Annotated in this window: 21 protein-coding genes and 1 pseudogene; 11 read left to right on the top strand and 11 right to left on the bottom strand. The window is 44.3% G+C overall.

Annotated elements, in window-relative coordinates; genetic code table 11:
* Window positions 1-441: 441 nt before the first annotated feature.
* Window positions 442-634: pseudogene (locus tag QUA78_RS13125) on the top strand (transposase); the annotation flags it as partial.
* 118 nt (window positions 635-752) lie between these two features.
* On the opposite strand, the gene QUA78_RS13120 reads toward QUA78_RS13125, so the two are convergent.
* Window positions 753-2,204, bottom strand: coding sequence for a hypothetical protein (locus tag QUA78_RS13120; protein ID WP_333302979.1), 1,452 nt, complete (start codon window positions 2,202-2,204; stop codon window positions 753-755).
* 611 nt (window positions 2,205-2,815) lie between these two features.
* Here QUA78_RS13120 and QUA78_RS13115 point away from each other — a divergent pair.
* The gene (locus tag QUA78_RS13115; RefSeq protein ID WP_333302980.1) at window positions 2,816-4,315 is read left to right on the top strand and encodes a GUN4 domain-containing protein; all 1,500 of its coding nucleotides are present in this window, start codon (window positions 2,816-2,818) and stop codon (window positions 4,313-4,315) included.
* Window positions 4,316-4,621: 306 nt separating this feature from the next.
* Window positions 4,622-4,801, top strand: coding sequence for a hypothetical protein (locus QUA78_RS13110; protein ID WP_333302982.1), 180 nt, complete (start codon window positions 4,622-4,624; stop codon window positions 4,799-4,801).
* A gap of 112 nt (window positions 4,802-4,913) precedes the next feature.
* Here QUA78_RS13110 and QUA78_RS13105 read toward each other — a convergent pair whose 3' ends face one another.
* Entirely contained in the window at window positions 4,914-5,441 is a 528-nt protein-coding gene (locus QUA78_RS13105) for a P-loop NTPase family protein (protein WP_333302983.1), read from the bottom strand.
* A gap of 355 nt (window positions 5,442-5,796) precedes the next feature.
* Between QUA78_RS13105 and QUA78_RS13100 the strand changes: the two genes are divergently transcribed.
* Together QUA78_RS13100 and rph are read left to right on the top strand one after the other, a co-directional pair.
* Window positions 5,797-6,354, top strand: a complete 558-nt coding sequence (locus QUA78_RS13100; RefSeq protein ID WP_333302985.1) for a nucleoside monophosphate kinase — start codon at window positions 5,797-5,799, stop codon at window positions 6,352-6,354.
* 126 nt (window positions 6,355-6,480) lie between these two features.
* Window positions 6,481-7,197 carry a ribonuclease PH gene (rph, locus tag QUA78_RS13095; RefSeq protein WP_333302987.1) on the top strand — a complete coding sequence of 239 codons (717 nt, stop codon included), beginning with the start codon at window positions 6,481-6,483 and terminating at the stop codon, window positions 7,195-7,197.
* A 78-nt stretch (window positions 7,198-7,275) separates the two neighbouring features.
* On the opposite strand, the gene QUA78_RS13090 is transcribed toward rph, so the two are convergent.
* A complete protein-coding gene (locus tag QUA78_RS13090) occupies window positions 7,276-9,675 on the bottom strand; it encodes a tetratricopeptide repeat protein (RefSeq protein WP_333302989.1) in 2,400 nt (799 codons plus the stop codon).
* Between the two features lie 264 nt (window positions 9,676-9,939).
* On the opposite strand from QUA78_RS13090, the gene QUA78_RS13085 reads away from it, so the two are divergent.
* The gene (locus tag QUA78_RS13085; RefSeq protein WP_333264014.1) at window positions 9,940-10,398 is read left to right on the top strand and encodes a hypothetical protein; all 459 of its coding nucleotides are present in this window, start codon (window positions 9,940-9,942) and stop codon (window positions 10,396-10,398) included.
* Window positions 10,399-10,703: 305 nt separating this feature from the next.
* Here the strand turns inward: QUA78_RS13085 and QUA78_RS13080 are convergent, their stop codons facing one another.
* Window positions 10,704-11,099 (bottom strand): hypothetical protein, encoded by a 396-nt coding sequence (locus tag QUA78_RS13080; RefSeq protein ID WP_333302990.1) that lies wholly within the window; start codon window positions 11,097-11,099, stop codon window positions 10,704-10,706.
* Between the two features lie 640 nt (window positions 11,100-11,739).
* On the opposite strand from QUA78_RS13080, the gene QUA78_RS13075 reads away from it, so the two are divergent.
* Together QUA78_RS13075 and QUA78_RS13070 are read left to right on the top strand one after the other, a co-directional pair.
* Complete coding sequence (locus QUA78_RS13075) at window positions 11,740-11,964, top strand: CopG family transcriptional regulator (RefSeq protein ID WP_333302991.1); 225 nt, start codon at window positions 11,740-11,742, stop codon at window positions 11,962-11,964.
* Window positions 11,951-12,289 (top strand): type II toxin-antitoxin system PemK/MazF family toxin, encoded by a 339-nt coding sequence (locus tag QUA78_RS13070; RefSeq protein WP_333302993.1) that lies wholly within the window; start codon window positions 11,951-11,953, stop codon window positions 12,287-12,289. The genes QUA78_RS13075 and QUA78_RS13070 overlap by 14 nt, the downstream gene beginning before the upstream one ends.
* Window positions 12,290-12,413: 124 nt before the next feature.
* Here QUA78_RS13070 and QUA78_RS13065 read toward each other — a convergent pair whose 3' ends face one another.
* The gene (locus tag QUA78_RS13065; protein WP_333302994.1) at window positions 12,414-13,058 is read right to left on the bottom strand and encodes a Uma2 family endonuclease; all 645 of its coding nucleotides are present in this window, start codon (window positions 13,056-13,058) and stop codon (window positions 12,414-12,416) included.
* Between the two features lie 115 nt (window positions 13,059-13,173).
* Here QUA78_RS13065 and QUA78_RS13060 point away from each other — a divergent pair, with 115 nt between their 5' ends.
* Window positions 13,174-13,737: a Uma2 family endonuclease gene (locus QUA78_RS13060; RefSeq protein ID WP_333302996.1), complete on the top strand. Its 564-nt coding sequence runs from the start codon at window positions 13,174-13,176 to the stop codon at window positions 13,735-13,737.
* A gap of 62 nt (window positions 13,738-13,799) precedes the next feature.
* Here the strand turns inward: QUA78_RS13060 and QUA78_RS13055 are convergent, their stop codons facing one another.
* Window positions 13,800-19,310, bottom strand: a complete 5,511-nt coding sequence (locus QUA78_RS13055; RefSeq protein WP_333302998.1) for an AAA family ATPase — start codon at window positions 19,308-19,310, stop codon at window positions 13,800-13,802.
* Window positions 19,311-19,785: 475 nt separating this feature from the next.
* Entirely contained in the window at window positions 19,786-20,058 is a 273-nt protein-coding gene (locus tag QUA78_RS13050; protein WP_333303000.1) for a hypothetical protein, read from the bottom strand.
* Between the two features lie 305 nt (window positions 20,059-20,363).
* Here QUA78_RS13050 and bchB point away from each other — a divergent pair, with 305 nt between their 5' ends.
* Together bchB and QUA78_RS13040 are read left to right on the top strand one after the other, a co-directional pair.
* Window positions 20,364-21,890: a ferredoxin:protochlorophyllide reductase (ATP-dependent) subunit B gene (gene bchB / locus QUA78_RS13045; protein WP_190659189.1), complete on the top strand. Its 1,527-nt coding sequence runs from the start codon at window positions 20,364-20,366 to the stop codon at window positions 21,888-21,890.
* A gap of 30 nt (window positions 21,891-21,920) precedes the next feature.
* Entirely contained in the window at window positions 21,921-22,619 is a 699-nt protein-coding gene (locus QUA78_RS13040) for a hypothetical protein (protein ID WP_333398854.1), read from the top strand.
* A 75-nt stretch (window positions 22,620-22,694) separates the two neighbouring features.
* On the opposite strand, the gene QUA78_RS13035 is transcribed toward QUA78_RS13040, so the two are convergent.
* The 4 genes from QUA78_RS13035 to QUA78_RS13020 are packed head-to-tail and all read right to left on the bottom strand — an operon-like array spanning window position 22,695 to window position 24,373.
* Window positions 22,695-23,078, bottom strand: a complete 384-nt coding sequence (locus QUA78_RS13035; RefSeq protein ID WP_333305523.1) for a DUF5615 family PIN-like protein — start codon at window positions 23,076-23,078, stop codon at window positions 22,695-22,697.
* Window positions 23,075-23,335, bottom strand: coding sequence for a DUF433 domain-containing protein (locus QUA78_RS13030; RefSeq protein WP_242723171.1), 261 nt, complete (start codon window positions 23,333-23,335; stop codon window positions 23,075-23,077). The genes QUA78_RS13035 and QUA78_RS13030 overlap by 4 nt, the downstream gene beginning before the upstream one ends.
* Window positions 23,332-23,766, bottom strand: a complete 435-nt coding sequence (locus tag QUA78_RS13025; RefSeq protein WP_333305521.1) for a hypothetical protein — start codon at window positions 23,764-23,766, stop codon at window positions 23,332-23,334. Before QUA78_RS13025 ends, QUA78_RS13030 begins: the two co-directional genes overlap by 4 nt.
* Window positions 23,756-24,373, bottom strand: coding sequence for a Uma2 family endonuclease (locus tag QUA78_RS13020; protein ID WP_333305519.1), 618 nt, complete (start codon window positions 24,371-24,373; stop codon window positions 23,756-23,758). Before QUA78_RS13020 ends, QUA78_RS13025 begins: the two co-directional genes overlap by 11 nt.
* Between the last annotated feature and the right edge of the window lie 42 nt (window positions 24,374-24,415).

Genomic DNA, 24,415 nt, shown 5'->3' with positions numbered 1-24,415 from the left:
TAAAAAATTTGACCCCTCTGGCTAAAAACATGGCACGCCAGGCCGCTGAGAACCCTAACGGCGGTCTAACTAACTACTGCGCTGAAGATTTGATGCACAACCCTGCAGATGACTGTCGTAGACAATGCCGATCGCACATGAACCTTTACAATTCAAGCAAGTTTCATTTGCAGGAGTTACAGCAGGGTAATTGCTAATTGCTAATTGGGGAGGAAAAAAATAAGTAAAGCGGTGCAGCAGAGGGGATTATGACACAGGATAGGAGTGAGGGCTATTCTTTTAATTCTGGGAAACTATCTAAGCTTAATAGTGAATTTGGTATTATAGGTGAACACATGGCTGGCAATGATTTTAAGGTTCTTCAAATCCTAGAGGCTAGGGTTTGTCATCAGTTGATGTAAAGGAAGGTAAAGTAGAGATACAACCGACTAGAAGGATTCGATCGCCAGGACAAGCCGCCGTTATGCCCTACGGGATGAACAGTGGGAAAGGATCAAAGATTTGTTGCCGGGACGTGAAGGTTATTTGTGTGCGACAGCCTGCCTACAATCGGTTGTTCGTGGAAGCGGTGTTGTACCGCTACCGATCGGGCATTCTGTGGGGAGACTTGCCCGAACGGTTTGGGGACTTCCGAGTGATATCAAATCCGCCCTTCATCGGAATTATTCATCTCTCTTCCCTTCCTCTGTATCCTCTGCGTCCTCTGTGGTTTAATCATTCCGATATAACCGGAATTGATATAATGATACGCCCTAACGCGGGGCTATTCGTTGCAGTTCTTTGGCTTGTTCTAAAATTTTCTCGAAGTCTTCTTCGCTCAACCGCTGAATGTAGTTGATTTTGAACTCTTCTAGGAAGTCGCACAGCAGCAGTTGTATTTCTTGCCAGGTTTGCTGCTGTTGCAGTTCGGTTCCTAAAGCTTGCCCGAAATGTTGGACTAGCTGGCTTGAGAGTTTGATGCTTATGGGGTCTTCGCTGGCGATTTTGAAGGCTTCGTAGGCATCTTGGGGGCCGAGAGTGACTAATTTTGAGAGTTCTGCAACTAATTGCTGTGCTAGCTGTTCGGGCAGGTTTCCCAGGCCGGGTACTTGCTTCCATCCTTGATAGAGGGGGGATTGTTTGAGGAAGCTTTCAATATTGTACCGGAGGAGGGCTTCTAGGTCTGGCTGGAGTTGAGGGAGGACTTTGTAGACCGTTATTTGCACTAGATGGGTGGCGATCGCTTCTATTTCATTGATATTGTTGATGTCTAGATAGCGCTGTTTTTGGGATTGAAAGAGTTGACGAGCTAGTTCGCCTGTGGTAATTGATTGTTGCATCTGGTTGATGAGTTGAATTACTACTACTTCGGTCAATTCTTGGGCGAAGTTGGCGACGAAACCTCGGCTGATTTGGCTGCGTATGGGTTGGAGATCCGGCATTTTGGCTTGGTGGATGCGAATTGTGACGGGTAATACTCGCAACAGGCGCCAGAATGGGAGGAGCAGGAAGATGTCGTACCATCGCCAGAGCATGGCTGCTCGCCAAGTGACGCTGCGGTGGCGGCGGCCGATAGAGTAGGTACGGGCTAGAAATTCGATCGCGAATATGGCAATAAAGGGCAGGTCGATTTGCCAGAAGTTATCGGTGAATTCGCCGTTTTCTCCCATCTCGCGGTAATAGTTGGTGGCGATTAATGGCTTAATTTTGGCGTCAAACCAATTGATTTCTTTTTGCCAGCCTTGTTTGTTTAAATAGTCAGGGCTCCAGAATGTTTGGAATGATTGTTTAGCCGAGTCTTGCTGATTTGGGGCGCGATCGCGCATCCGGTCTTTTATTTTTTCTAGGGTGCCGCTTTTTGATGCTACTCGAAAGGGATCTTCCTCGATCATTTTCGCGCTCAGATTGTTTATTTCCTGCAATTTTGCTGCTACTTGGGGGGAGGGCAAGCCTGTTTTCACTACTTGAATTTTTAATTCTTCTAAGGTTTCTAGATATTGCTGGGTGTCTCGGTGGGGTTTAATTCCTTTAAATGGGTCGTATACTTGAGTGAGATCTGGCAGTTGCCGGAAGTAGAAATCTCGCCCGGGTACGTAACTTATGTCAAATATTACTAGGCTTAAATTTCCTAGGGCGACCAGTGCCATGAACCGCTCGAACCAGGGTATTTTTGGTGATTTTTTGTGGGAGTTTGGAGTTGGAGAGGGCTGTAGTTTTAGTGTCACTGGCGGTTCCTAATTAAGTAGACAGATCGAAATAGATGTAACTGGTAATAGCTGAAAAAAGGAAACAGGGAAAACTGGCTAATTGTCTGATCCCGCTCGGATTGCGATCGAGGAAGCTAGTATTTATTTTAACGTGCCTTTGTTGGGGAGTTTTGGATTGTTGATTTTGCCTGGTTAGGTAAAAAAATATACTGGTAAAATATTAAAGTCGATCGAACTTGACGGAAGGTGTGGCTCCCGTTAGTCTGCTTCTCTCTGGCAATAAAATTATATCTCAGGCGGAATCCTAAGTTTTTTTTCGGCGTTGCAGAGTTAACTGGGCTGGTAATAAATTACTATTTCTGTTTAATCTGCTGGCTATTTGACCGCTAAATCAAATGTATTGCACGGATCGAAGTCTAAGGTTAGATTTGGACTTCTAGTTTGAGGTCAAACCCTCAAGAGAGTTATACTTGCTCAGGGGCAGTCGGGCGAGAACGCCCCCTTCGATCGCGAGGGTGGCTGCCGCCTCCGTAAGGTTCGAGGTCTAGCCTCTACAACAACCAGCTCGCGATCGGACTCTTGAATAATATAAAACCCTGAGTATAATTTTGTTCGCATTTTTTTAATATATGACATACTGCCTTAATCTCGATTGCCCAAGAGACAAGCGTCAGAACCCACCAGGCACAAAGTATTGTCTTAATTGTGGTTCTAAGCTGCTGTTAAAAGACCTTTATGCAGCAACTGAACCGCTGCGCGACGGGGGATTTGGCAGGACTTTCCGAGCTGTAAATCATGGAAAATTTGAGGAATTGTGCGTGATCAAACAGTTGTCACCCCCTCAAGAGTTCCAGCGGAAACCCGCTCATTTTAAAAAATATGTTCGACTGTTTGAACAAGAGGCAAGGCGGTTATACGAACTGAAACACCCGCAAATTCCTCAGTTAATTTCTTATTTTGAGGAAGATGGACGCTTGTATTTGGTGCAAGAGTTTATTGATGGCAATAATTTAAAGGATGAATTAGACAAGTACGGTGCTTATAGCGAAATTAAAACTAGCGAACTGCTGTTAGATTTGTTGCCTTTATTGAAGTTTGTTCACGATAAAAATGTAATTCACCGCGATATTAAGCCTGAGAATGTGATCCGCCGATCTCGCGATCGTAAGTTAGTTCTGATAGATTTTGGGGTTTCCAAACAGGTAGTAGCTGCTGCTCCGGCGAAAACAGGAACTAAGTTGGGAACTCCCGGCTACGCGGCTCTAGAACAGCGTCACGGTAGGGCTGTTCCTGCTAGCGACCTTTACAGTTTGGGCGTGACTTGCATTCGATTGCTGACTTCCGTTATGCCTTATCTGGATATCTACGGGGACATTCACGATAACCTTTACGACCCGCTTGAAGGCCGCTGGCTTTGGAGAGAGGCTTTACCAAAAGGAACAAAAATTAGCCAGGATTTAGGTCAGGTTTTGGATAAGTTGATTCAGGAATATGTTAAAGACCGCTACAAGTCTGCTGTGGAAGTTTTGGAGGCTTTAAAACCTCCTGTTATTGTTGTGCCAGCGCTGGAAAAGTTGCAGCAGGCAACTGTTCTTAGTCCTTCTGTACCGACTCAACCTGTTGCTGAGTCTCCGGTAGTTTCTGAGAATTTAGAGTCGGAAAAAGGTATTGATTATTCTCACTTGGCAAGGCTGCTGGCTGCTAAAAATTGGCGGGGTGCTGATGAGGAAACTTCTGTGAAAATGCTGGAGGTGATGGAGCAAGTTTCACGGGGTTATTTGAGCGAGGAAGATATTAGGAAGTTTCCAGCTAAGGATTTGCAGACTATCGATCGACTTTGGGTGCGGCACAGTCACCGCAGATTCGGTTTTTCTGTGCAAAAGGCTTTGTGGGTAAAGTCAGGGGGAAAGGCTGGTGTTTATGATGCTACAGTTTGGGAGAAGTTTGGCGATCGAGTGGGCTGGCGGGTTAACAGCCAGTGGGTATACTATTCGGAGCTGAATTTTACTTCTAAGGCAAAGCCTGGACATTTGCCGGGGGGGACTGTTTTTGGGTGGGAAGGCGGGGTTTTGTGCGGTGTTTTGGGTTTGGGCGGGATCTGGTTTCTGCTGTCGCGGCGGGATTTGTAGAAGGAAGGTAGAAAGCAGAAGCCAGAAGGCAGAAGTTATTAGTCACGCTGCACGCTGGCAAAGTGGAAGTGTTAGTAATTAAATAGTTTTGAGTTGCGAATTAAAGAGTTAACAAGTTTTGAGTTTAATCGTATGTTATGTAGAAATTAGGTATAAAAAAAGCGGAATATAACATATAATCACAAACCATTTTTTTTGTGCTATGTTTTGAGAGAAGGGCAAGTTTACAAAGTCAAAAGCCAGCCCTAGGCCCTGGAAAAGAAGGGTTGATTGGCTTTGGCTCCAATTTACCAAGGAGATATAATTATGTTGCAAGAAAGACGTCTCAAGCCGTGGACTGTAGTTCGCTCGCTTCCGAATGTGGAAAAGGTGGTTGTGGGTCAGTTTCGCAGTTGGTCTGATGCAGACGGTCATTTGAAAATTCTCAAGCGGATGGTTCCGGCGGATCGATTGAGTGTTGTGTTCGATCCGGTAGTTCCAGCGTAATGTTGTTGCTAAATTGATAAGCGTGCGATCGCTCTTTGAGCTAAGCGATCGCCTTTTTTTTACATAAAAAATGCGACCGCTAAAAAGGCGATCGCAACTTAAATTATTGTCCTTAACTGCGGCGAATTTCAGTAATTTGGTCGGCAACATCCAAAATTGTTTGGGGCATGGATGGCCCGGTAAAAATCATATCCAAATGATGCGGCTTGTTGTCAATCAATGCCACCACTTCTGCTTCGGGAATCAAGCCCAAATTAACCGCTAAACTCAATTCATCGAGAATAACTAGCGCATAACGGCCTTCGCGCACCGCATTTTGAACGTACTGCCACAATTGTTCGATCGATCGCGTCTCAAGCTCATCTAAATCGGCTTTGTCAATGCAGCGTGGCAAATCGCACCGCACCCAATCTAAATTTTGCCCCAGCCGCACCGGATGCTGATGCCCTTGATTAATTCCCCCTTTGAGAAACTGCACCGCCAGCACCGGAGCTCCCTGTCCTGCAATTCTGAGGGCTTGAGCCATGACACTGGTAAAAAAGCAGCGGTGCGGGCCTGTAAAAACTTGCACCAGCCCTTGAACTGTGTAGGGCAAGCTGTGGGTTAAATTGAGTTTAGGGGTTTGTAACTGAGCAACCATAGGGCAATATTTAATCAGCAACTAAGTCTTGAGTGCAGCTTCCACCTTGGCGCGGCTGAAGCCTGCTTGACAATATATAGTGTACTGGGCCGAGTGCATATCCGATCGAACACTAGATATACAAGTTGTCAAAAGCTAGCGGCAGTGGCATTCGCAGTCGTTTGTTCGATTTTTGAACTCAATTAGCACTTACGCAAAAACCTATTTTTTTTACCAAAATACGGCGGGGAGCGCCCTAGTTAGATAGTTAGAGGGTGAAAAAGCAAGGCGATGAGAGTCTTGGGAAGTCCAGGACTGTTAAGAAAAGGTACACATCGCGTAGAATTTGAATGTCGCGGCACTAGGAGCAAGCACTGTGAGATTGGTGATTCTGGGAGGGCCTGGAGCGGGGAAGGGAACGCAGGCTGAAAAACTGTGCAGCAATGTGAGCATTCCTTTGCTTGCAGTAGGGGATATTCTCCGCGCGGAAATCGCAGGTGAAACAGACTTGGGCAAGTTGGCGGTGCCTTATGTGGAAAAAGGGGAGCTAGTTCCCGATGAAATTTTGATTAAATTTATCGGTCGCCGGCTGCTGCTGTGGGATGTCTTTAATGGCTGGGTGTTGGAGGGATATCCGCGAACGGCTTTTCAAGCTGAGGAGTTGGATTTTTTGCTGGACGATTTGGCTCAGCAGCTAGATTGGGCGATTTGGTTGAAAGTGCCGATCGAGGTTTTGCTAAGCCGATCGATCGAACGGGATCGATCGGACGATAGTCCAGAAATTTTACAGCGCAGGCTCGATTTATTCCACGAGCAAACTATTCCGATTTTAGATTATTATGAGTATCGCAACAAGCTGTTAACTGTCAATGGCGACCAATCCCCTGAACAAGTCCAGCAGGATATTCTCAAATTGCTCGAGGCTAAGAGCTAATAGTCATAGCATTTTATATTTTAGATTGAATGACTGCATATTTAACTAATCCAAAAAATCCGGCATATTAATCCCCAATTCCAAATTTTTAATTCCCCATTACCCATTACCAATCACCTAAATATTATGTCTTTCCAGCGTCCCGACGGCCGACAACCAAATCAACTTCGTCCGATTAGTTTCGCTCGAGAGTTTACCAAATTTGCCAGCGGATCGGTGCTAGCAAAAAGTGGCGATACTCAGGTACTTTGCAGCGTTACAATCAAGCCTGGAGTGCCGAGATTTTTGGAGAATACCGGACAAGGTTGGCTAACAGCGGAATACCGAATGTTGCCAGGCTCTACGCCGCAGCGACAAGAGCGGGAATTTATGAAATTATCGGGACGCACTCAAGAGATTCAGCGGTTGATTGGGCGGAGTTTGCGATCGTGCTTGGATATGCAACTATTGGGCGATCGCACCATACTTGTGGATGCGGATGTTTTGCAAGCGGATGCGGGGACTCGCACGACTTCAATTAATGGCGGATTTGTGGCTGTGGCTGACGCTTTGAACAAGTTGGTGCAAAAAGGTGATTTGGTGCGATCGCCCATTATTCGTCAAGTGGCGGCCGTGTCTGTGGGGCTTTTGGAAGGCGAGCCATTTTTAGATTTGAATTATCTTGAAGATGTGGCGGCGGAAATTGATTGTAATGTGGTAATGAATGGAGATTTGAACATCATCGAAATTCAGGGAACTGCGGAAGCAGGAAGTTTCAGCCGGAGTCAGTTAAATCAAATTTTGGATTTGGCAGAAACTGGGATTCAAGAATTGTTGGAGGCTCAGCGGCAAGCTTTGGTTTAGATAATTCGGCGGTTGAAACCGCGTCTACACAAACGAAGTCCGCCTTCGCAGACTAAGAGGGTATTTATATATCCAAAACTAAACTTCGTCGCTCTTACCTCTTGCCTTTTGCACTTTCTCAACTTGGTTAGGTGCTTCCATTTTATTGAAGAGTCGAATCGCCTCTTGAAACGCAGTCTGACTCTTCTCGGCATCACCCATTTGTTGATAAGTTAAGGCAAGCTGATAGTAAGCTTCAGCTAAGTCACATTTTGCGCCGATTTTGTCTAGCAATTCGATTGATTCTGAATGATGGGAAAGCGCTGTTGCAAATTCTCCCTGTTCTCGATAAAGCTCTGCCATACCACTTAAAGCTTTAGCCTTAACCTGAGTGTAGTGACTTTTTTCGGCAAATGCGATCGCTTGGCGGAACATTTCAAAAGATTTGTCAAATTCTTCTAAATTTTTATAGGTTAGACCCATAAACAATAAGCTATATCCTCGACTCCAAGAAGTATAATCCATTTTATCAATCACTACTTCGGCTTGTTTTGTATAACTCAGAGCTATATCTTGAAAGCCTAAACATGATTTCAAAAATGCTAAACAATATAAATAGTCTTTCTCATTCTTATATAAACCAGTTTCTGAATCGCTGTGGTTATTACAAGTAAATTCTATTTTTTGAAAATAATTGACAGCTTCTTCAAGTTCCCATAAGTCAATTTGACACAGCCCTATATTCAATAAAGACCAAGTTTTCCACCTTTTTGCATAAAAATATGTTAAAGGGCTTAAATTAATAAACAACAGGGTTTTTTCGGCAGCTTTAAATGATAACTTGTGACATTCTATTGCTGCGTTCATACCTCCAGTTGTCCAGTATAAATCCCCTAAACAAATATAGAGTCCACTCAGTAGATAATCATTTTTCACTTGGCTAATAATTGAGTTAATGGAGTAAATCATTGGTTGTAACAAACCCAACCTGTAAAATGACTTCCCCAGATGTTCTCCCTTTATCCAACTGGTATCTCTCCTTCTGACAATTACATGGCCAGCTTGTTCAAAGTCATTAATCTGTACATAGTGATAGTAAGCCTCAAAAGCCATCAGTGCATCTTCTACAGTTTCCACCGTCTGAACACTATCCATCCAAAACTCTGCTGCTTTGCGATTTGCCTCTTCCCAATCTTCACTTGCTCTCAAAAGCGCGATCGCCTCAGCCCGAATCATCGGATGCAGCCAATATTTTCCCTTATTAAACTCTACCAAAGAGCGATTTTCGCAGCGATTCAACACCCGTCGCTTCTGTCCTTCTGGCACATCCCACAGTAAGCACAATAGTCCCTCAGTGGGGACAGTCGGCACATCCTGATAGCGATAGCATCCCAAACGGCAGAGGAGTTTATAGGCTGCGGGGTCGAGTTCTTGGAGACGGTTAAACTGACTGGTAACTAAATTGTTTAAATCTGTCTTAACCAACGGATCGGCGCTATTTTCCCGCCAATAACTCACCATATTTCCATCAAAGTCTTCTCGAATTGCACCGCACAAAATACCCATTGCTTTTGCATTACCCCCATAGGTGTTTTGCATTGCATTGAGAGTCGGAATATCAATATCAATATTGCGGCTGTCGAAAAACTGTTGCCATGCCGGTTCATCCAATCCGGGCAATGAATAGTGAGCAACATTTACATCAGGTTCGCACAGGCGATCGCGGCTGGTTATCAGCGTCACAGACAGCACATTTGCATCAGCCAAAACTCGCAACAATTCAACATAGCGGCGATGGGGTTCAATAAATCTGCCTTGTCCATCTAGTGCCGGTTCTAAGTTATCAATTAACACGCCTATTTTGCGAGTTTGAAGTTGCCGCTTTAGCCGCCGCAACATCTCCCAAAACTCTCGCCCTGGTTCTTCCTCGAAGTCTTGTTTCAGCCATCCTTCAATTACACTCTCTACAAGTTGGATGTTCTCTTTTTCCTTTGCCATCGGGAGGTGTAGCACTAACTCAAAACCCTGAGAGATGAGATATTCCTCGGCCAAAGTCGTTTTGCCGACACCGCCCGCAGCTTGGATAACGATAATTTTTGCGCCTTGGTTGATATGGGTGTTGAGGGAGGCGATCGCCCCTTCGCGTCCCACAAAATTCAGGTTTGGTATTGAGGGATGTGCGATCGGCCCTTCACCTTCTTGTGATGGTGGTGGGGCTGGGAGTGAGGGGCGCGATCGCTCCTTCTCCAATGCTTCCAGAACTATCGGCAGGGTCTTTTTAGTTACATTTTTTCCTGTCGCCTTTGACAGTAGTTTCCACAACTGCGGAGCGATATTTTGTTTGATAGATTCTACCTTATAACCAGGAATCTTCATCTTATCGTATGTCAGACCCTCCGAGGATTTGCGGATAATTTCCTTTTCCAGCTCGTTTAAAATCTCTCCTGTGTGATCCTTTACCCGCTGATTCAACCAGCTTAACGCATCTTCAAGCTCCATGATTTAGCCCTAGCCCACATTTTATATAGACTCTACCACAAACTTTATGAACTTTATGAACTTTATGAACTTTATGAGTGAATTGATGGTGAACTGCCAAACAAAATGAATGAACTTTTGGTATTGTGATTCTGCAAAATTCCAATAAAAATATGGTTATGGTGCTGAGGTAACACGCTCAGTTATCTCTAGTAGCAGCAGGAATGTGGGAAGCAACGTTAAGCGATTGCTTCTCCACAGTTAACTTTATTCACAGATTCCATTATGAACTTACTTCGCTCTAAATCAGCAGTTTCTTTACTGATGTTAGGTTCCCTCTCGGCTGCCAGCATTCTGACTGCTACTTCCGTTGTCACAGCTTTGACTGCGAAACCTGCTCAAGCAGCTTCCATGAGCGAAGCAGTCAATTTTCTTGGCAACAACTGGGACGCAATAGTCAGTAATCTTTGGTCTCCTTGGAACAAACAAGTGTTTATGACTAACCTGAGTCCACAGGAAACACAAGCTGTTCAAAATCAATACCGTAGTCGTGCCGACGGGGTGTTATCTGACCGATGTGTTAACAAAGTCGCAGACACTTACTACACAGGTTGGCGAAACGGTGCTACCAAAACTGCCATGCGATGGACTATTGCTATGCGAGTTGAAAATGGTCAAGCCAATTGCTACCAGCGAATGCCAAATCAATATGCAGATGCTTTTATGCGGGCGCGTGGATGGTAGGTAGCAGCTAATAGTTAACTAAGCTTGGCGATCGCGCTTCCCCTGTGAAGTCTGATCGCCACTCCCAACCTCAAAACCATCACGAAGAAAGGAGTCGAAAATGATTGCCCAAAATACTCAGTTTCAGAAGGGATGCAGTCAACTCGTGGCCCTCATAGTATTGTCCATTCCAATGGTCGCATTTCATACCCAAGAGGCTGTAGCTATTCCTCTCAAACCTATCCTTGATCAGATAGGGCGGGGTATGGTACAAGGCTTATTTGGTAATGGATATAACCCTCAAATACCACCCAATTATCAACAATTTACGGGTACTCAAGGAACAGGATTCCCAGAAACATATCCGACTCCACAACAGGGATATCCACAGCAGGGATATCCACAGCAGGCATATCCACAACAGGGATATCCACAGCAGGCATATCCACAGCAGGGATATCCACAGCAGGGATATCCACAGCAGGCATATCCACAACAGGGATATCCACAGCAGGGATATCCACAGCAGGGATATCCACAGCAGGGATATCCACAGCAGGGATATCCACAGCAGGCATATCCACAGCAGGCATATCCACAGCAGGGATATCCCGCATATCCACAACCAGCCTATCCACAGCAGGGATATCAGCCCGGATATCCCGCATATCCACAACCAGCCTATCCCCAGGCTTATCCGCAACCCGCCTATGCTCCTGCATACCCGCAGGCTTATCCGCAACCTTCCCCAATCATCTTGCCCATGTCTCCGCCTGCCAAGTCAAGCCCACCCGTGATCATCAACAACTTTTAAAAGTGTGAAGCCAGTTCCATCCAGATATCCTAAATGCAGCATTTCAAGACAAAACAATCCCCCCTTATTCTGGGAAAAAGCGATTTTACCGCCCCCCTTATTCTGGGATAAAACCTATTAAAAAGCCCCCATTATTAAGGGGGGTTGGGGGTATCAGATATTCTAAAGTGCAAATTGAAGAATACCCTACATTATTATTGATTTTGTAGAAACCTGTGACAGGGTGTAGCGCTAAATGCTTACACCCTTTTTTCTGATTACAGAATTTGAGACGAAATCAATGCGATATTTTTTGCGATTCTGAGTGAATTAATCCCACAGGCGATGATCGCCCAACCATCCAAGAAACCGGGTTTCTGCGATAATTTACGCATCCTCACCAGATTTTCCGAAGAAACCCGGTTTCTGAACCCCGCCCCCAATACAAGAAACCGGGTTTCTGCGATCGCCGATAAACTGTTTATGGGTTTTGCTAATTTACAATTCTGCAATTTACTACTTGTGCTATAATTGAGTAAAAATCTTTGTAATTACCAATTGCTAAGATAATGCAAGCTGAAAAAATATCAATTTCCCTATCACAATCGCTACTACAGTTTATTGAAAGCTACAAAATTGCTAAAGGATGCAACTCGCCATCCCAAGTAATAGAAGTAGCTTTAGAATTGCTGCGGAATCAAGAACTAGAATCTGCTTACCGACAAGCATCCAGTGAAATAGACCCCGCTTGGGATCTAACAGTTGCCGATGGATTGACAGATGAAACGTGGTGAAATTTACTACGCTAATCTAAGTCCTACGGTTGGTTCTGAGATAGATAAACGCCGTCCCGTATTGGTGGTGAGCAATGACGCTAATAACCGTGCCGCCAATACAGTTACAATTCTACCAATTACCTCTAATGTAACCCGCGTCTACCCTTTCGAGGTGTTGCTAAATCCAGAGGATAGCGGTTTATCCAAACCTTCTAAAGTACAAGCACAGCAAGTACGGACAATTTCTAAACAGCGAATCACCAGCGATGCAGTGGGAAGTTTGAGTGAGGAAATCATGCAGTTGGTAAATGTTGATCTCAAACTGCATTTAGATGTCAATTAACTGCGTAATTAATATTACCCACCCTCAGGACACGGCAGTGCCGTGTCCCTACAATTAATCGGGGTAGGGAAACGGCACTGCCGTATCCTCCGTTTCTATCATTCCGGTTATACTGGAATTGATATCATTCCCCTGACTGAATTTGACTCCTCACCCACTGCCTAAACCCTCGAATCATCGACGTTTCACCCACATTTTCTTGCGTTTTCAAAAATCCCATAATCTCAGAGGGCGACAAAAAAGGAAAGTGAGAAGAAACCTCCCGTTCTACATATTCCTGACCTTCCAACTGATAGAATATTAAACGCGAACCCTCATAACGCCAAACCTCTGGCACGCCCAAACTCGCATACAATTCCAGGCGATTGATAGAACTGCTACTGATGTCAATCTCGATTACTAAATCAGGTGGCGGATATTCATTTAAGTCAATTTGATTTACAGCTCGAATAAGTCGCTCATTCTCGATATAGTAGCACTGATTCGGTTCTAATCCGCGAGCCAAATCCTCCCGCTTGCAAGTTCTCGAACCCAAGCTGCGAATTTCTACATTTAATTCTTCGGTTACTGTTTCTACAAAACGTCCTAAGATTTGTTTGTTACCTTCATGTGGATCTGATGGAGTCATAATTTCTAAAGTACCTCGATCGTAAGTTAAACGAATTCCCCGCTGTTGGGCTAGCTCGTTTACCAGAGATTCGTAAGTCTGCCAACTAATATTTTTCAGCACAACTCCCGGTTGTGGGGTTTGAATCAGGGTGGCTGTCATGGCTACCTGCTTGCTTTTTAGCTTATTTATTACATCTTACCAAAACTGGGTTTAATTAAAGGGCGATCGCCATCTTCGAGCTATTATAAAAACAGACTTCATTCCCGATCGCATTATGGTTGCTTTACCCGATCGCACATTGATGAGCGCAGAAGAATACCTGGCTTGGGAACCCACCCAAGAGGAACGTTACGAGTATTGGGACGGCGAAGTCGTCGCCATGACCGGCACAACCCGCAATCATAATCGGATTGCAGGAAATTTCTTCAGAATCCTAGATGATGCCCTTGTCGATCGCCCTTGCGAACCTTACATCGGAGATATCAAAGTCCAAGTAGAACGAGGGCAAAAATATTTTTATCCTGATGTTATGGTAACTTGCGACGATCGCGATAACGATCCGCAATTGGTGCAATTTCCTTGCTTGATTGTCGAAGTTTTATCACCTTCCACCGAAGCAGTGGATCGCGGCACCAAATTTGCTAAATACCGCCAATTTTTAAGCTTACAAGAGTATGTCTTGGTGCAAGTTGAACAGCCAGGAGTAGAGATGTTTCGGCGCGCTCAACAGGGGCAATGGGTGCTGTCGGAGTATGGTTTGGGCGATTCTTTGCTACTTGAATCGGTTGGTGTGGAAATTGCGATCGCAGATTTATACCGCCAAGTACAATTTTCTTAGTCCGCAAAGGCGGACTTGGTTTGACAAGAAGCCAATTCCATTCGCCATTTTTCTTTATTTCCTTACAAAACTTGCCGTGGGGCGATCGGAATTTCAATAATAAACTCGCTCCCCTCTCCCGGTGCAGAAACGCAAGTCAATTTTCCGCCGTGAGAACTGACAACAATCGAGTGCGAAATAGATAATCCCAAACCAGTTCCCGAACCCACCGGCTTAGTTGTAAAAAACGGATCGAATATCTTGTGCAGCACCTCAGTGCTCATCCCAGGGCCGTTGTCAGCAATTCTAATTATAGCAGAATTCCTGTCTGTCACCTCTGTAGAAATTGTAATAGCAGGCTGTTTCTGAGAGTCTTCCGGGCAATCTCTTGCTATGAGGAGAGCATCGATCGCATTTGTCAAAATATTCATAAATACCTGATTCAACTGAGACGCATAACAAGTAATTAGTGGTAGCGTGCTGTAATTTTTAATCACCTCAATTCCCAAACGCCCGCCCTCTTTTCTCAGGCGCGGTTGCAGCAACATCACCGTACTGTCGATGCCTTGATGGATATCTACCGACTTCATTTGCGCTTCGTCGAGGCGCGAGAAATTCCGCAAGCTGAGCACAATATCGCGGATTCTTTCCGCTCCTACTTTCATAGAATCCAGCAGCTTCTGCAAATCTTCGCTCAAAAATTCCAGCTCAATTGTTTCTATTTCCTCTAGGATTTCATCAGCCGGTTCGGGATAGTGCTGCTGGTAAAGCTCAATCAATTTTAGCAAGTCTTTAACGTATTCGCTAGCAGGATTGAGATTGCCGTAGATGAAACTTACAGGATTATTAATTTCGTGAGCTACACCAGCCACCATTTGCCCCAAACTCGACATTTTTTCCGTTTGGATTAATTGAGCTTGAGTTAGTTTCAGCTCGCGCAAAGTTTGTTCTAAACGCTCGTTCTTTTCATTTAACTCCTGCGTCCGCTCTTGCACTTTCTGTTCCACCGAATTGTAAAGCAGAGCATTTTCTAAAGAAATAGCAACTTGCGAAGAAAGCAACCTTAAAACTTCCAATCTGTGGGGAGTAAATGCCCCGACAGTTAAATTGTTTTCTAAATAAAGAATGCCGATCAGTTTGCCTTGATTGATAATAGGAGTACACAAAATAGATTGGAGGTGGTGTTTGGCGACGTAAGGATCGGCTGTAAATAGTCCCTCAGCCGCCGCATTGCTCAACACCAAATCCGAGCGAGTCCTTTCCACATAATTAATCACCGTCACAGGTAAATCCTGATAGTCTCCAACAGGCGTAAATTGCAGCACAGCTACATCTTCAGAAAATACTGACGCTTTAGCTGAAATCAACAGTTGACCATCTCTTACTAAGATCAGAAAACCTAATTGAGCACCCGCATTTTCTAAGGATATTCTCATCAAAGAAGCCAGCAACTTATCGAGTACAATTTCGCTAGAAATTGCCAGAGATGCTTTCATTACCGTTGCTAAATCCAGCACTCTCGCATCGCTGCCAGTAGAAGTATGAATAGTTGTTGTAGTTTGATTGTTGTTAAAACTTCCGTTGAGCGGCGTCATTTCCCGCAACTGCGGATACTTCTGTTCTAAATCTTCTACTTTGCGGACTGCACCCCAGCGCAAGTAGCACGAGTGAGCTTCGCGCAAGTGGATTTTGGCATATTGATACTTGCCTTTACTCAACCAAAACTTAGCTGCTAGTTCATTAGCCAGCGCTTCATTTTGGACAAACTCATTGTCTTGGGCTAAACTTATAGAGAAATCGTACAGCTCTACAGCTTCTGAATCTTTCTTAGAAATTCTGGCTATTTCTGCTTGTACTAAAAGGTACTTGTGCAGAAAATTTTCGGCACAGTTGTCTGCCCAAATTTTCATCTGTTTTTGGTTGGCTTCTAACTTTTCCAAGTATTGCTTTTGCTTGTCTTCGGAAACATTTGGGAAAACGGCGGCTAAAACTAGAGAAAAGAAAAAATTCCATTCTGTAGCTGGTATGGCTCCGGTAATAAAAGATAGCTGTTTTTCTACTTCCAAAGCTAGTTGTAGCGCTTCATTGAAGTTGCCGTACCAGTACATTACCTGGCATTTGCGAATCTGATAAAGGCAGAGCGAGTACAAATTTTGATGAGCTTGACAGTTATTTACGTATTCAGCTTCGCTGATATCTTCGCTTTCAAATACAAACTTTTCAGGAGTGAGTTTGCTCAAGTTGCGCAGGATTAACTCTACCCCTAATAATATATCGGTTACGAGCTGATTTTTGGTTTTTTGGCTGAACTGCAAATACCTGCTCGTGTCGGCCAGAATTTGCGAGATTTCTTTACCTTGAAAAAATGAGTTAGCTATGCGGTTGGACAGGATATAACCCGCATACTCTAAATCTCCTGATTCTAAAGCTGCTTGATATCCTTCATTGCTGATCGCGTGGGAATCTTTGATGTGGTTGAACCAGTAATAAAAAATACTAACCAGGGATGAACAAGCTCTGCACTTCAAGCCGATATTGCCAGATTTTTCGCTGAGATTCAGCGAGAGTAAGCCGAATTGATACGCAGCTTTGTAATCTCCCGAAACTGCGTTTAAGAACATACCGTAGCCAGCATAGCAAAGAGAGGCTTCGGGTACTAAACCGTATTGTAGAGAAAGATTGACTCCTTTTAAAACGCTGACTTTCCACAAGTCTGGATTTTTGAGGTACGCCGATGTGAGCAAGTTTGTAATTAATTTGACTGCAACTTTTTTGTCTGGTACAGTCATTTCCGGGGCGTCAATCAGGGAAGCTATTTCTCTACCAGCTAAAATATTCGTGGCTGCTGCAAATTCTTCGGATATGACTTTTTGTAGCCCGTCTAGCGGCAAGTCAATTCCGAGCAAGTCCAAAGCTTGGATTCCGGCTTTAACGGCTTCTTCGTACTTCGCCCGCAGGGTGTACTGCACGATCAGCAGGTTGTAAATTTCTACCTTTTCTAAGGCCGATCGCGCTTTTTCCAAAGTTATATTAATAAATTCTTCAGACTTCTCAAAAAAACCGTTTAAATACTCAACATTTGCCCGCTCCATGTGCAAGGCAAAGGCTAAATCGTAGTGGGCCTCCCAAATATCGGCGCTCAAACCGTCCATGCCTGCTGTCAAATACTGCAAGGCAGCAACATAAGCAGTGGCATCTTTGGCTCTGCGGGCCGCGTCTAAATTCAGCGTTGCCAGTTCAATTAATTCTCGATCGTCTTTAATTAGCGATCGAGCTACATTCAAGTGATCGACTAATTCAAAGATTCTGTCAGCGCGATATTCAGCCGGAGTGTTTTCTAGGATTTGCCTGCCTATTTTCAGGTGAACTGCCTTTTTTTGCGAGTCGTCGATCAGAGCGTAAGCTGCTTGCTGTACCCGATCGTGCAAAAATTTATAATTCAGAATTAAAAGCGGAAACAGCACGTAATCTAATGACTTGCTTTCCAATTCCGAAGTTGGCAGGATCAGTCCCGACTTAATCGCTGGCAACAGGTGAGAAAAAGTTTCCGACGCTTCTTTCTCATTAATTAAAGAAAGAGTATTCAAGTCAAATTCATTGCCCAAACAAGCTACCAAACGCAAAACTTGCTGCGTTGAACTTGGCAGTTTTCTCAATTTTTGTACCATCAAATCTACTACATTGTCAGTGATAGCGCACTGCTCAATTTGCGTCATATTCCAATGCCAGCCGCCCTTGCTACCCGACTGTGGCGGGTGAAAAACTAGCAAGTTTTCCTGATACAATGTTTGCAGGAATTGATTGACAAAAAAAGGATTGCCGTCGGTTTTGCTGATTACCAATTCAGCTAAGGGTTTCACAGATTCTCGATCGCTGTGCAAAGTCTCGGCAATCAAATGAGTTATGTTTTCCACCCCCAGCGGCGACAAAGCAATCTGATTAATGATAGCTTCCTGATTTCGCAGCGTCTCCACAGTCATCATTAAAGGATGAGTAGGACTAACTTCATTATCCCGATAAGCGCCAATTAAAAACAGATATTGCGTAGCTTCATCTGTCATCATCAATTCGATCAGCTTGAGAGTAGCAGAATCAGCCCACTGCAAATCGTCGAGAAAAATGACCAGCGGATGTTCTGGCTGGCAAAATACGCGAATGAAATTTTGAAATACTAAATTAAAGCGGTTCAGAGATTCCGTCGGCCCCAATTCAGCTACAGGAGACTGAGCTCCGACAATAAGTTCAACTTCGGGAAGGACATCAATAATAATTTGCCCGTTTTGACCGAAGGAACTGCGAAGTTTTTCGCGCCAAACTGCTAATTGAGCCTCGCTTTCAGTTAAAAGTTGTCGCACCAATTCCGAAAAAGCGCTGACAACTGCAGAGTAAGGAATAGTTCGCTTGTACTGGTCAAACTTTCCCCAAATAAAATAGCCACGCCTGCGGGTAATAGGTTTGTCTAAAATCTTCACCATTGCAGATTTGCCAATGCCGGAATAACCAGCAATCAGCATCATCTCGCTGCGAGATTTATGCTGTCCTCTCGCTAACAGTGACAGGGGAATTTCTTTCCTGGATTTGCTCTCTTTCTTGATGACAGAAATTTGGGATTGTTCGGTGCGGGTTCGATTATTTGTTGCTGCTACCCGTTCAAATGCTGCTAAAAGAGTTTCAACTTCTCGCTGTCTGCCGTAAAGTTTTTGAGGGATTTGAAATTTGTCGGAAATATCTTGGCTGCCGAGAGGAAACTCGGAAACAACTCCAGATGTTTGCCACTGAAACAGGCAGGATTCCAAATCGGCTTTTAGTCCCCAAGCACTTTGATAGCGCTCCTCAGCAGTTTTTGCTAACAATTTCATCACAATATCTGAAACAGCTTGAGGAATTTCTGGGGCAATTTCAGCGATAGGTACTGGCTGTTTGGCGATGTGACAGTGTACTAACTCCATAGGATCTGTAGTGGGAAAAGGGAGCTGTCCTGCCAGGATTTCATAAAAGGTGACGCCGAGGGAATAAAAGTCGGTGCGGTAATCGATTACCCGGTTCATTCTGCCGGTTTGTTCGGGCGACATATAGGCTAAAGTGCCTTCTAAAAAATTAGGATTTTTATTCGGAACGTTTTCCAGGTTTGATGCAGTTGAGATGCTAAAATCTATGAGTTTAACTTGTCCAGTAGCTGGATTAAAAACTATATTAGAGGGGTTTATATCTTTATGAATTACATTTTTACCATGAATTTCTCCCAAAGTTTCAGCAACTTTGATGGCAGTAGTCAGAAATCCTAAAACTGTAAATTTTTGGGAAGCCATAAAGATTTTTAAAGATTCGCCCCCAAAATCTTCTAATATCATTGCCAGACTATTTCTAACCTGTTGCAACTTGTAAACTTTAACAACTCCGTCCAGCAGGTTTAAGTTGGCAGTAATCTCATATTCGCGCTTGTATCTATTCAGTTCTTCAGGAGTCGGATAGTCTTCTTTGATAAGTTTGATAATAACAGGTTGGTTGTCCTGCTCGTTGTGGCCGCGGTAAACCAGGGAAGTGCTGCTTTCATAAATGAGAGCGAGAACTGCAACGCCGGGAATTGCCATCATAGTTGGGTTCTCTCAAATTAGGTGTGCTTGGTCAATGTTACAGGACTTACGCGCGGCGGGCTAGAAACCCAGTTTCTTCGTCGCTAGTCGTTGACGAACCCAAGATTTTCTCGTATAAGCCGGGTTTCTTTTCGTAAATCCTATGCTATTCTTCATTATCACTCAAGAGCTATCTTTTGGGATGTGTGGGAAGGCAGGCCTTGACAGCAAAGAGCTGCTGCTGACAAAAGCGCGCTGGGGCTTTCATCACCTCAGCAGTTAGGTTAACAAGAGGGCAAATACAGGATTTGTGCCAGGATTTACTCTGACGCTCGATCGCCACCCTGACAACTAAATCATCTCAGCTTCCAAGGAATTGCTTGATCTTAGCCGCTGACCACCACATCCGGTGAAAATACGCAAGTGCTGAAAGATTTATTTTTTTCGGTGAAAATGCGCAAATTGCTGGTGCTAAAAAAACTGGGCGGTGCAAGTTTTAACTGCAATTCGCGACCGAGGCGCTGAGGGAAGTAATACCCTTTGAGATTTGAGATTTTAGGTTAAAGAATTGAATAATGGGGAATGACTGATGAGTATCAGGCTTTGGAGCACGAGCCTGCCGTTGCATTCTTTTTTTTAAAACTGGTGTAATGGCGTTTTGCCGATCGTGCAGTGTTGCTTCGGCAGCCGTAATTTCCCTCCATTCTATCTGTTCTGGCCGATCGATTAACAAGTCTAACTGACCGTTTGAGCAGAGTAAATTTGACAAAAAATGCAGAATTATTGCACCTTGTCTGGTGCGCGGCAGCGAACCCTAGGGCGATAGGATTTACCTAGGTCTGAAGAAAATTTGAGGAAAGATTAAGAATTATTGCCATAAAACTAAGGTCAATTTGTTGGAATTACGAGCCAAATCCCAACCAGGTAAAGCGTTTGACCATTTCCCAAATCTGTAAATCCTCAGAAAGTTACTATTTCTCAAGGATTCATCCGGTGAGAAAATCAGAAACAACCTTAAAATTTAGCAGTGATGGCCCGATCGGGCAATTCTCAACCAGCACCAGGAAAATACCTATGAAATTGGCTTATTGGATGTACGCAGGGCCAGCCCACATCGGCACTTTGCGCGTTGCCACTTCCTTCAAAAACGTCCATGCGATCATGCACGCACCGATTGGAGACGACTATTTCAACGTCATGCGTTCCATGCTGGAGAGGGAACGGGACTTCACCCCGGTGACTACCAGCGTCGTTGACAGACACGTACTCGCGCGCGGTTCCCAGGAACGAGTGGTGGACAACATCACCCGCAAAGACAGAGAAGAGCACCCGGATTTAATCGTGTTGACTCCGACTTGCACCTCCAGCATTCTGCAAGAAGACTTGGAAAACTTCGTGGAGCGAGCTCAATTGGATGCCAAAGGCGATGTATTGCTTGCCGATGTCAACCATTACCGCGTCAACGAACTGCAAGCTGCCGATCGCACCTTAGATCAAATCGTCCAATTTTACATTAACAAAGCCCGCAAAAAAGGCGATTTAGTAGAAGCCAAAAGCGAAAAACCATCTGTCAACATTATCGGTATGTCTACGCTGGGTTTCCACAACCAGCACGACTGCACCGAGTTGAAGCGTTTGATGGCAGATTTGGGCATTGAAGTCAACGAAGTTATTCCCGAAGGTGCTTCGGTTCACAACTTAAAAAGACTGCCGCGCGCTTGGTTTAACTTGGTTCCTTATCGGGAATTGGGGATGATGGCCGGGGAGTATTTGCAAAAAGAATTCGGCACGCCGATGGTGGATATTACGCCGATGGGTGTGGTGGAAACTGCGCGCTGTATCCGCAAGATTCAGCAAGTTTTGAATGCTCAAGGTGCGGATGTTGATTACGAAAATTTCATCGACCAACAAACGCGGTTTGTGTCGCAGGCTGCTTGGTTTTCGCGATCGATCGACTGCCAAAATTTAACCGGGAAAAAAGCCGTCGTATTTGGCGATAATACGCACGCTGCGGCGATGACGAAGATTTTGGCTCGCGAGATGGGAATCCACGTTGTGTGGGCAGGAACCTACTGCAAACACGACGCTGACTGGTTCCGGGAACAGGTTAGCGAGTATTGCGATGAAGTGCTGGTGACGGACGATCACGGGGCGATCGGAGATGCGATCGCCAAAGCGGAACCTTCGGCAATTTTCGGCACGCAAATGGAACGCCACGTAGGTAAGCGGTTGGATATTCCATGCGGCGTAATTGCTGCACCGATTCACGTCCAAAATTTCCCGATCGGCTACAAGCCATTTTTGGGTTATGAAGGCACTAATCAGTGCGTAGATTTGGTCTACAATTCCTTCACTTTGGGAATGGAAGACCACTTGCTGGAAATCTTCGGCGGCCACGATACTAAGGAAGTGATTACGAAGGGAATTTCGGCTGATTCTGATATGGGTTGGACGAAGGATGGACAGGCAGAATTGAATAAAATCCCCGGTTTTGTGCGGGGTAAGGTGAAGCGGAATACTGAGAAGTTCGCGCGCGATCGGGGGATTGATAAGATTACCGTTGAGGTGCTTTACGCAGCGAAGGAATCTGTCGGCGCGTAGTTTGGATTGCGGTAAGGGCATCTCTTGTGGATGCCCTTGCCGATCTATAAAATCTTGGACAGATATCTTTCAACCCTTAATTTTGGAATTACTTCAGTGATGTTGAGAAGAAAGATTTCAGCATTAATTGCAATTGCTCTTATTGGCGGAACCGTTTATCTTGGCTTTCAGTCGGTAAAAGATAATCGTTTTGTAATTTGGTTCGGTCTTGCCTGTGCTATTGTCGCCCCCGTTGGTATAAACTTATTTAGTTACGCAATTAGCAGTTCTGATAGGGAAATCATACAGCAGCTTGCTAAAGTTCCAGAGATCGAAAGGTTAATAGAGCAGGCTAAAACTCAGGAGGAAAAGATCCAAGTTCTCGAAGCAGAACGTTCACGACTTGCAGAAATTGTAAAAATTGAGTCGCGGCGACAAGCAGCGTTGGATAGGATAAATAGCTTGGAGGGTGATGCTGTGAGGATTTTAGCTGAACTCGAAAATCTTGATAGAGAACTAATTTTAATAGATGAGCAGGTTGGCGAAAGTGCTATAAGTGAGGAAATTCGACGTTTAAGGGAACGTATAAAAGCTCGTGAAGATGGAGATTTCATTCTCCGACTTGGTTCTAGAGTTTATCGCATTGACCGAGATATTATCGCAGTCTTACCTTTCGGACTTGGAAACCCATTAATTGCATATTTCGCAGAAATGTTGGCAAAGGCAGTGCTACCTAAACAGCGTCGGTAAAAAGGTTTAGCTGTACGGATGTATCCAATAAAAAGTTTATTCTTGAATAAATTTCTCCATTATTTCTGCCCGCATTTAGTCAGATTCATCTTCCGATATTGCTTGATATTCCAAAAGCTGTTCTCCTCGGATAATCCACAATTTACCCGCAACTTCTGCGGCATCCAATCCGCGAATTAATATTTCTACTGCCGCTGGCAAATCTTGCGGTTTCGATTGAGAAGGCAGACGCAGTAACACAATCCCAGAATAATCAGAAGGATTGTAGCGGAGGCGATTGCCAAACCCCCTATCCAAAGTCACCAAACATCTATCTTCCCTCCGACATATATCAATTAATAATTCATCCGGTGTGGAACTCAAATTTTGTTCCCGTACAGTCGCAACATCATGGCCAGCCAAACGTAACATCGAAACAACGCGGATGCTGCCCAAATTTTCATCAAGTTTTAACTTCACTTTAAAACTACCTTTTTTTCACCCAGAGGAATTTCGACATAATAATCTCTTGCCAACTCAGCCCCATAAGCAATACAAGCCAAAACGTCTTCTCGTTCAATTCCCGGATATTCCTCAAGCAATTCTTCCAAAGTCATGCCGCTAGCTAGAAAGTCAAGAATCAGAGAAACCCAGATGCGATGGCCGCGAATACAGGGTTTGCCAAAGCAGATATTCGAGTCGATTGAGATGCGAGACAGTAAATTATTTTGAGTCATGTTTTTTCAATTAGATATTTTCCATCTTCGGGCATATCGGGAATAATTGTATCGCAATTAATCAGTTCTTGATTTTTTATTAATGATGCTTTGACGACTAAGACTCCACCAACATAATGAACCTCGCACTCTTCATCCATATTTGCTGGTTGGCTGTTGCCAGTTTCCTCTGGCGGCGAAGCTACTTCCTGCTTTCTCCGCTGCCATAACAGGAAATCAGCAAAGTTGAGGATTTCTTGCAGTTCGATTTCAGAGAAATTTTTCAGTTTGTCAACAATTTGTTCTTGCAGAGGTAGCACGGCTATTTTTTCCTTGCTTAACACGACCGCTAGATTCAGTTTAACATGAGGCAGGAGCGAGATCCCTTCGCCCTTTTCCCACCAAGTACGTGAAGCGAAGGTATCCCGAAGGGAATCGCCCTCACTCCTCATTTTGACTATCTTCTTGCTCAACTTGCTCAAAATTCACTTTCTTATAAATAGCAGATAGAGGAACTTCTAACTGGAAGGAATTAAACACTAAAGCCGTATCTTCCTCGTCATACTCGCTATACAACCATCTTTTATTCTCGGTTTTAGAATACTGCTCGATTTTGATTTTTGTTTGGTCAATCAGAATGTATTCTCGAAAAGAAGGAATAGTTTTGTAAAATGCAAACTTGTCAACTCGATCGTAATTTTTAGTAGACTTTGATAAAACTTCCACAATAACTTGAGGATTGGTAATCGTGTCAGTGCGATTATTGCGGTACTCAGGTAGCCCAAAAATTACCATTACGTCTGGATAAGTGTACAGTCGCACTTTTGGTATCCACAGACGCACGTCACCGATGAAGACATCATACTCTTGTTCTGGAAGAGCGACATTTAAAGCAATGTAAACGTTTCCTGCGATCCGATTGTGATTCGTAGATCCGCCTGTCATAGGAATAATTTCCCCGTCGAGATATTCGCTTTTGTACTCTGCTGTTTCTTCCAGTGCTAAATATTGCTCTTCTGTGCAGTAACGTTGCTCGGTTGTTTGCAAAGTGCCTGTCATCTTGATGTTCTCCCGCAAGGATGTTGAACAAATATTTCTTTT

The sequence above is a fragment of the Microcoleus sp. K4-B3 genome (assembly GCF_036704615.1).
Lineage (GTDB): Bacteria > Cyanobacteriota > Cyanobacteriia > Cyanobacteriales > Microcoleaceae > Microcoleus.
Note: the sequence above shows the minus strand (reverse complement) of the source record. Positions and strands in the feature narration are given on the sequence as shown.

Excerpts from the sequence above, each read along its gene's own strand:
- QUA78_RS13085 (WP_333264014.1), top strand. The coding sequence starts at position 9,940 with ATGAACTTACTTCGCTCTAAATCAGCAGTTTCTTTACTGATGTTAGGT.
- QUA78_RS13020 (WP_333305519.1), bottom strand. The coding sequence starts at position 24,373 with ATGACAGGCACTTTGCAAACAACCGAGCAACGTTACTGCACAGAAGAG.
- QUA78_RS13075 (WP_333302991.1), top strand. The coding sequence starts at position 11,740 with ATGCAAGCTGAAAAAATATCAATTTCCCTATCACAATCGCTACTACAG.
- QUA78_RS13065 (WP_333302994.1), bottom strand. The coding sequence starts at position 13,058 with ATGACAGCCACCCTGATTCAAACCCCACAACCGGGAGTTGTGCTGAAA.
- QUA78_RS13055 (WP_333302998.1), bottom strand. The coding sequence starts at position 19,310 with ATGATGGCAATTCCCGGCGTTGCAGTTCTCGCTCTCATTTATGAAAGC.
- QUA78_RS13090 (WP_333302989.1), bottom strand. The coding sequence starts at position 9,675 with ATGGAGCTTGAAGATGCGTTAAGCTGGTTGAATCAGCGGGTAAAGGAT.
- QUA78_RS13040 (WP_333398854.1), top strand. The coding sequence starts at position 21,921 with ATGCCCTTGCCGATCTATAAAATCTTGGACAGATATCTTTCAACCCTT.
- QUA78_RS13110 (WP_333302982.1), top strand. The coding sequence starts at position 4,622 with ATGTTGCAAGAAAGACGTCTCAAGCCGTGGACTGTAGTTCGCTCGCTT.
- QUA78_RS13080 (WP_333302990.1), bottom strand. The coding sequence starts at position 11,099 with ATGCAGGAGCATAGGCGGGTTGCGGATAAGCCTGGGGATAGGCTGGTT.
- QUA78_RS13025 (WP_333305521.1), bottom strand. The coding sequence starts at position 23,766 with ATGAGGAGTGAGGGCGATTCCCTTCGGGATACCTTCGCTTCACGTACT.
- QUA78_RS13060 (WP_333302996.1), top strand. The coding sequence starts at position 13,174 with ATGGTTGCTTTACCCGATCGCACATTGATGAGCGCAGAAGAATACCTG.
- QUA78_RS13030 (WP_242723171.1), bottom strand. The coding sequence starts at position 23,335 with ATGACTCAAAATAATTTACTGTCTCGCATCTCAATCGACTCGAATATC.
- QUA78_RS13105 (WP_333302983.1), bottom strand. The coding sequence starts at position 5,441 with ATGGTTGCTCAGTTACAAACCCCTAAACTCAATTTAACCCACAGCTTG.
- bchB (WP_190659189.1), top strand. The coding sequence starts at position 20,364 with ATGAAATTGGCTTATTGGATGTACGCAGGGCCAGCCCACATCGGCACT.
- QUA78_RS13070 (WP_333302993.1), top strand. The coding sequence starts at position 11,951 with ATGAAACGTGGTGAAATTTACTACGCTAATCTAAGTCCTACGGTTGGT.
- QUA78_RS13115 (WP_333302980.1), top strand. The coding sequence starts at position 2,816 with ATGACATACTGCCTTAATCTCGATTGCCCAAGAGACAAGCGTCAGAAC.
- rph (WP_333302987.1), top strand. The coding sequence starts at position 6,481 with ATGTCTTTCCAGCGTCCCGACGGCCGACAACCAAATCAACTTCGTCCG.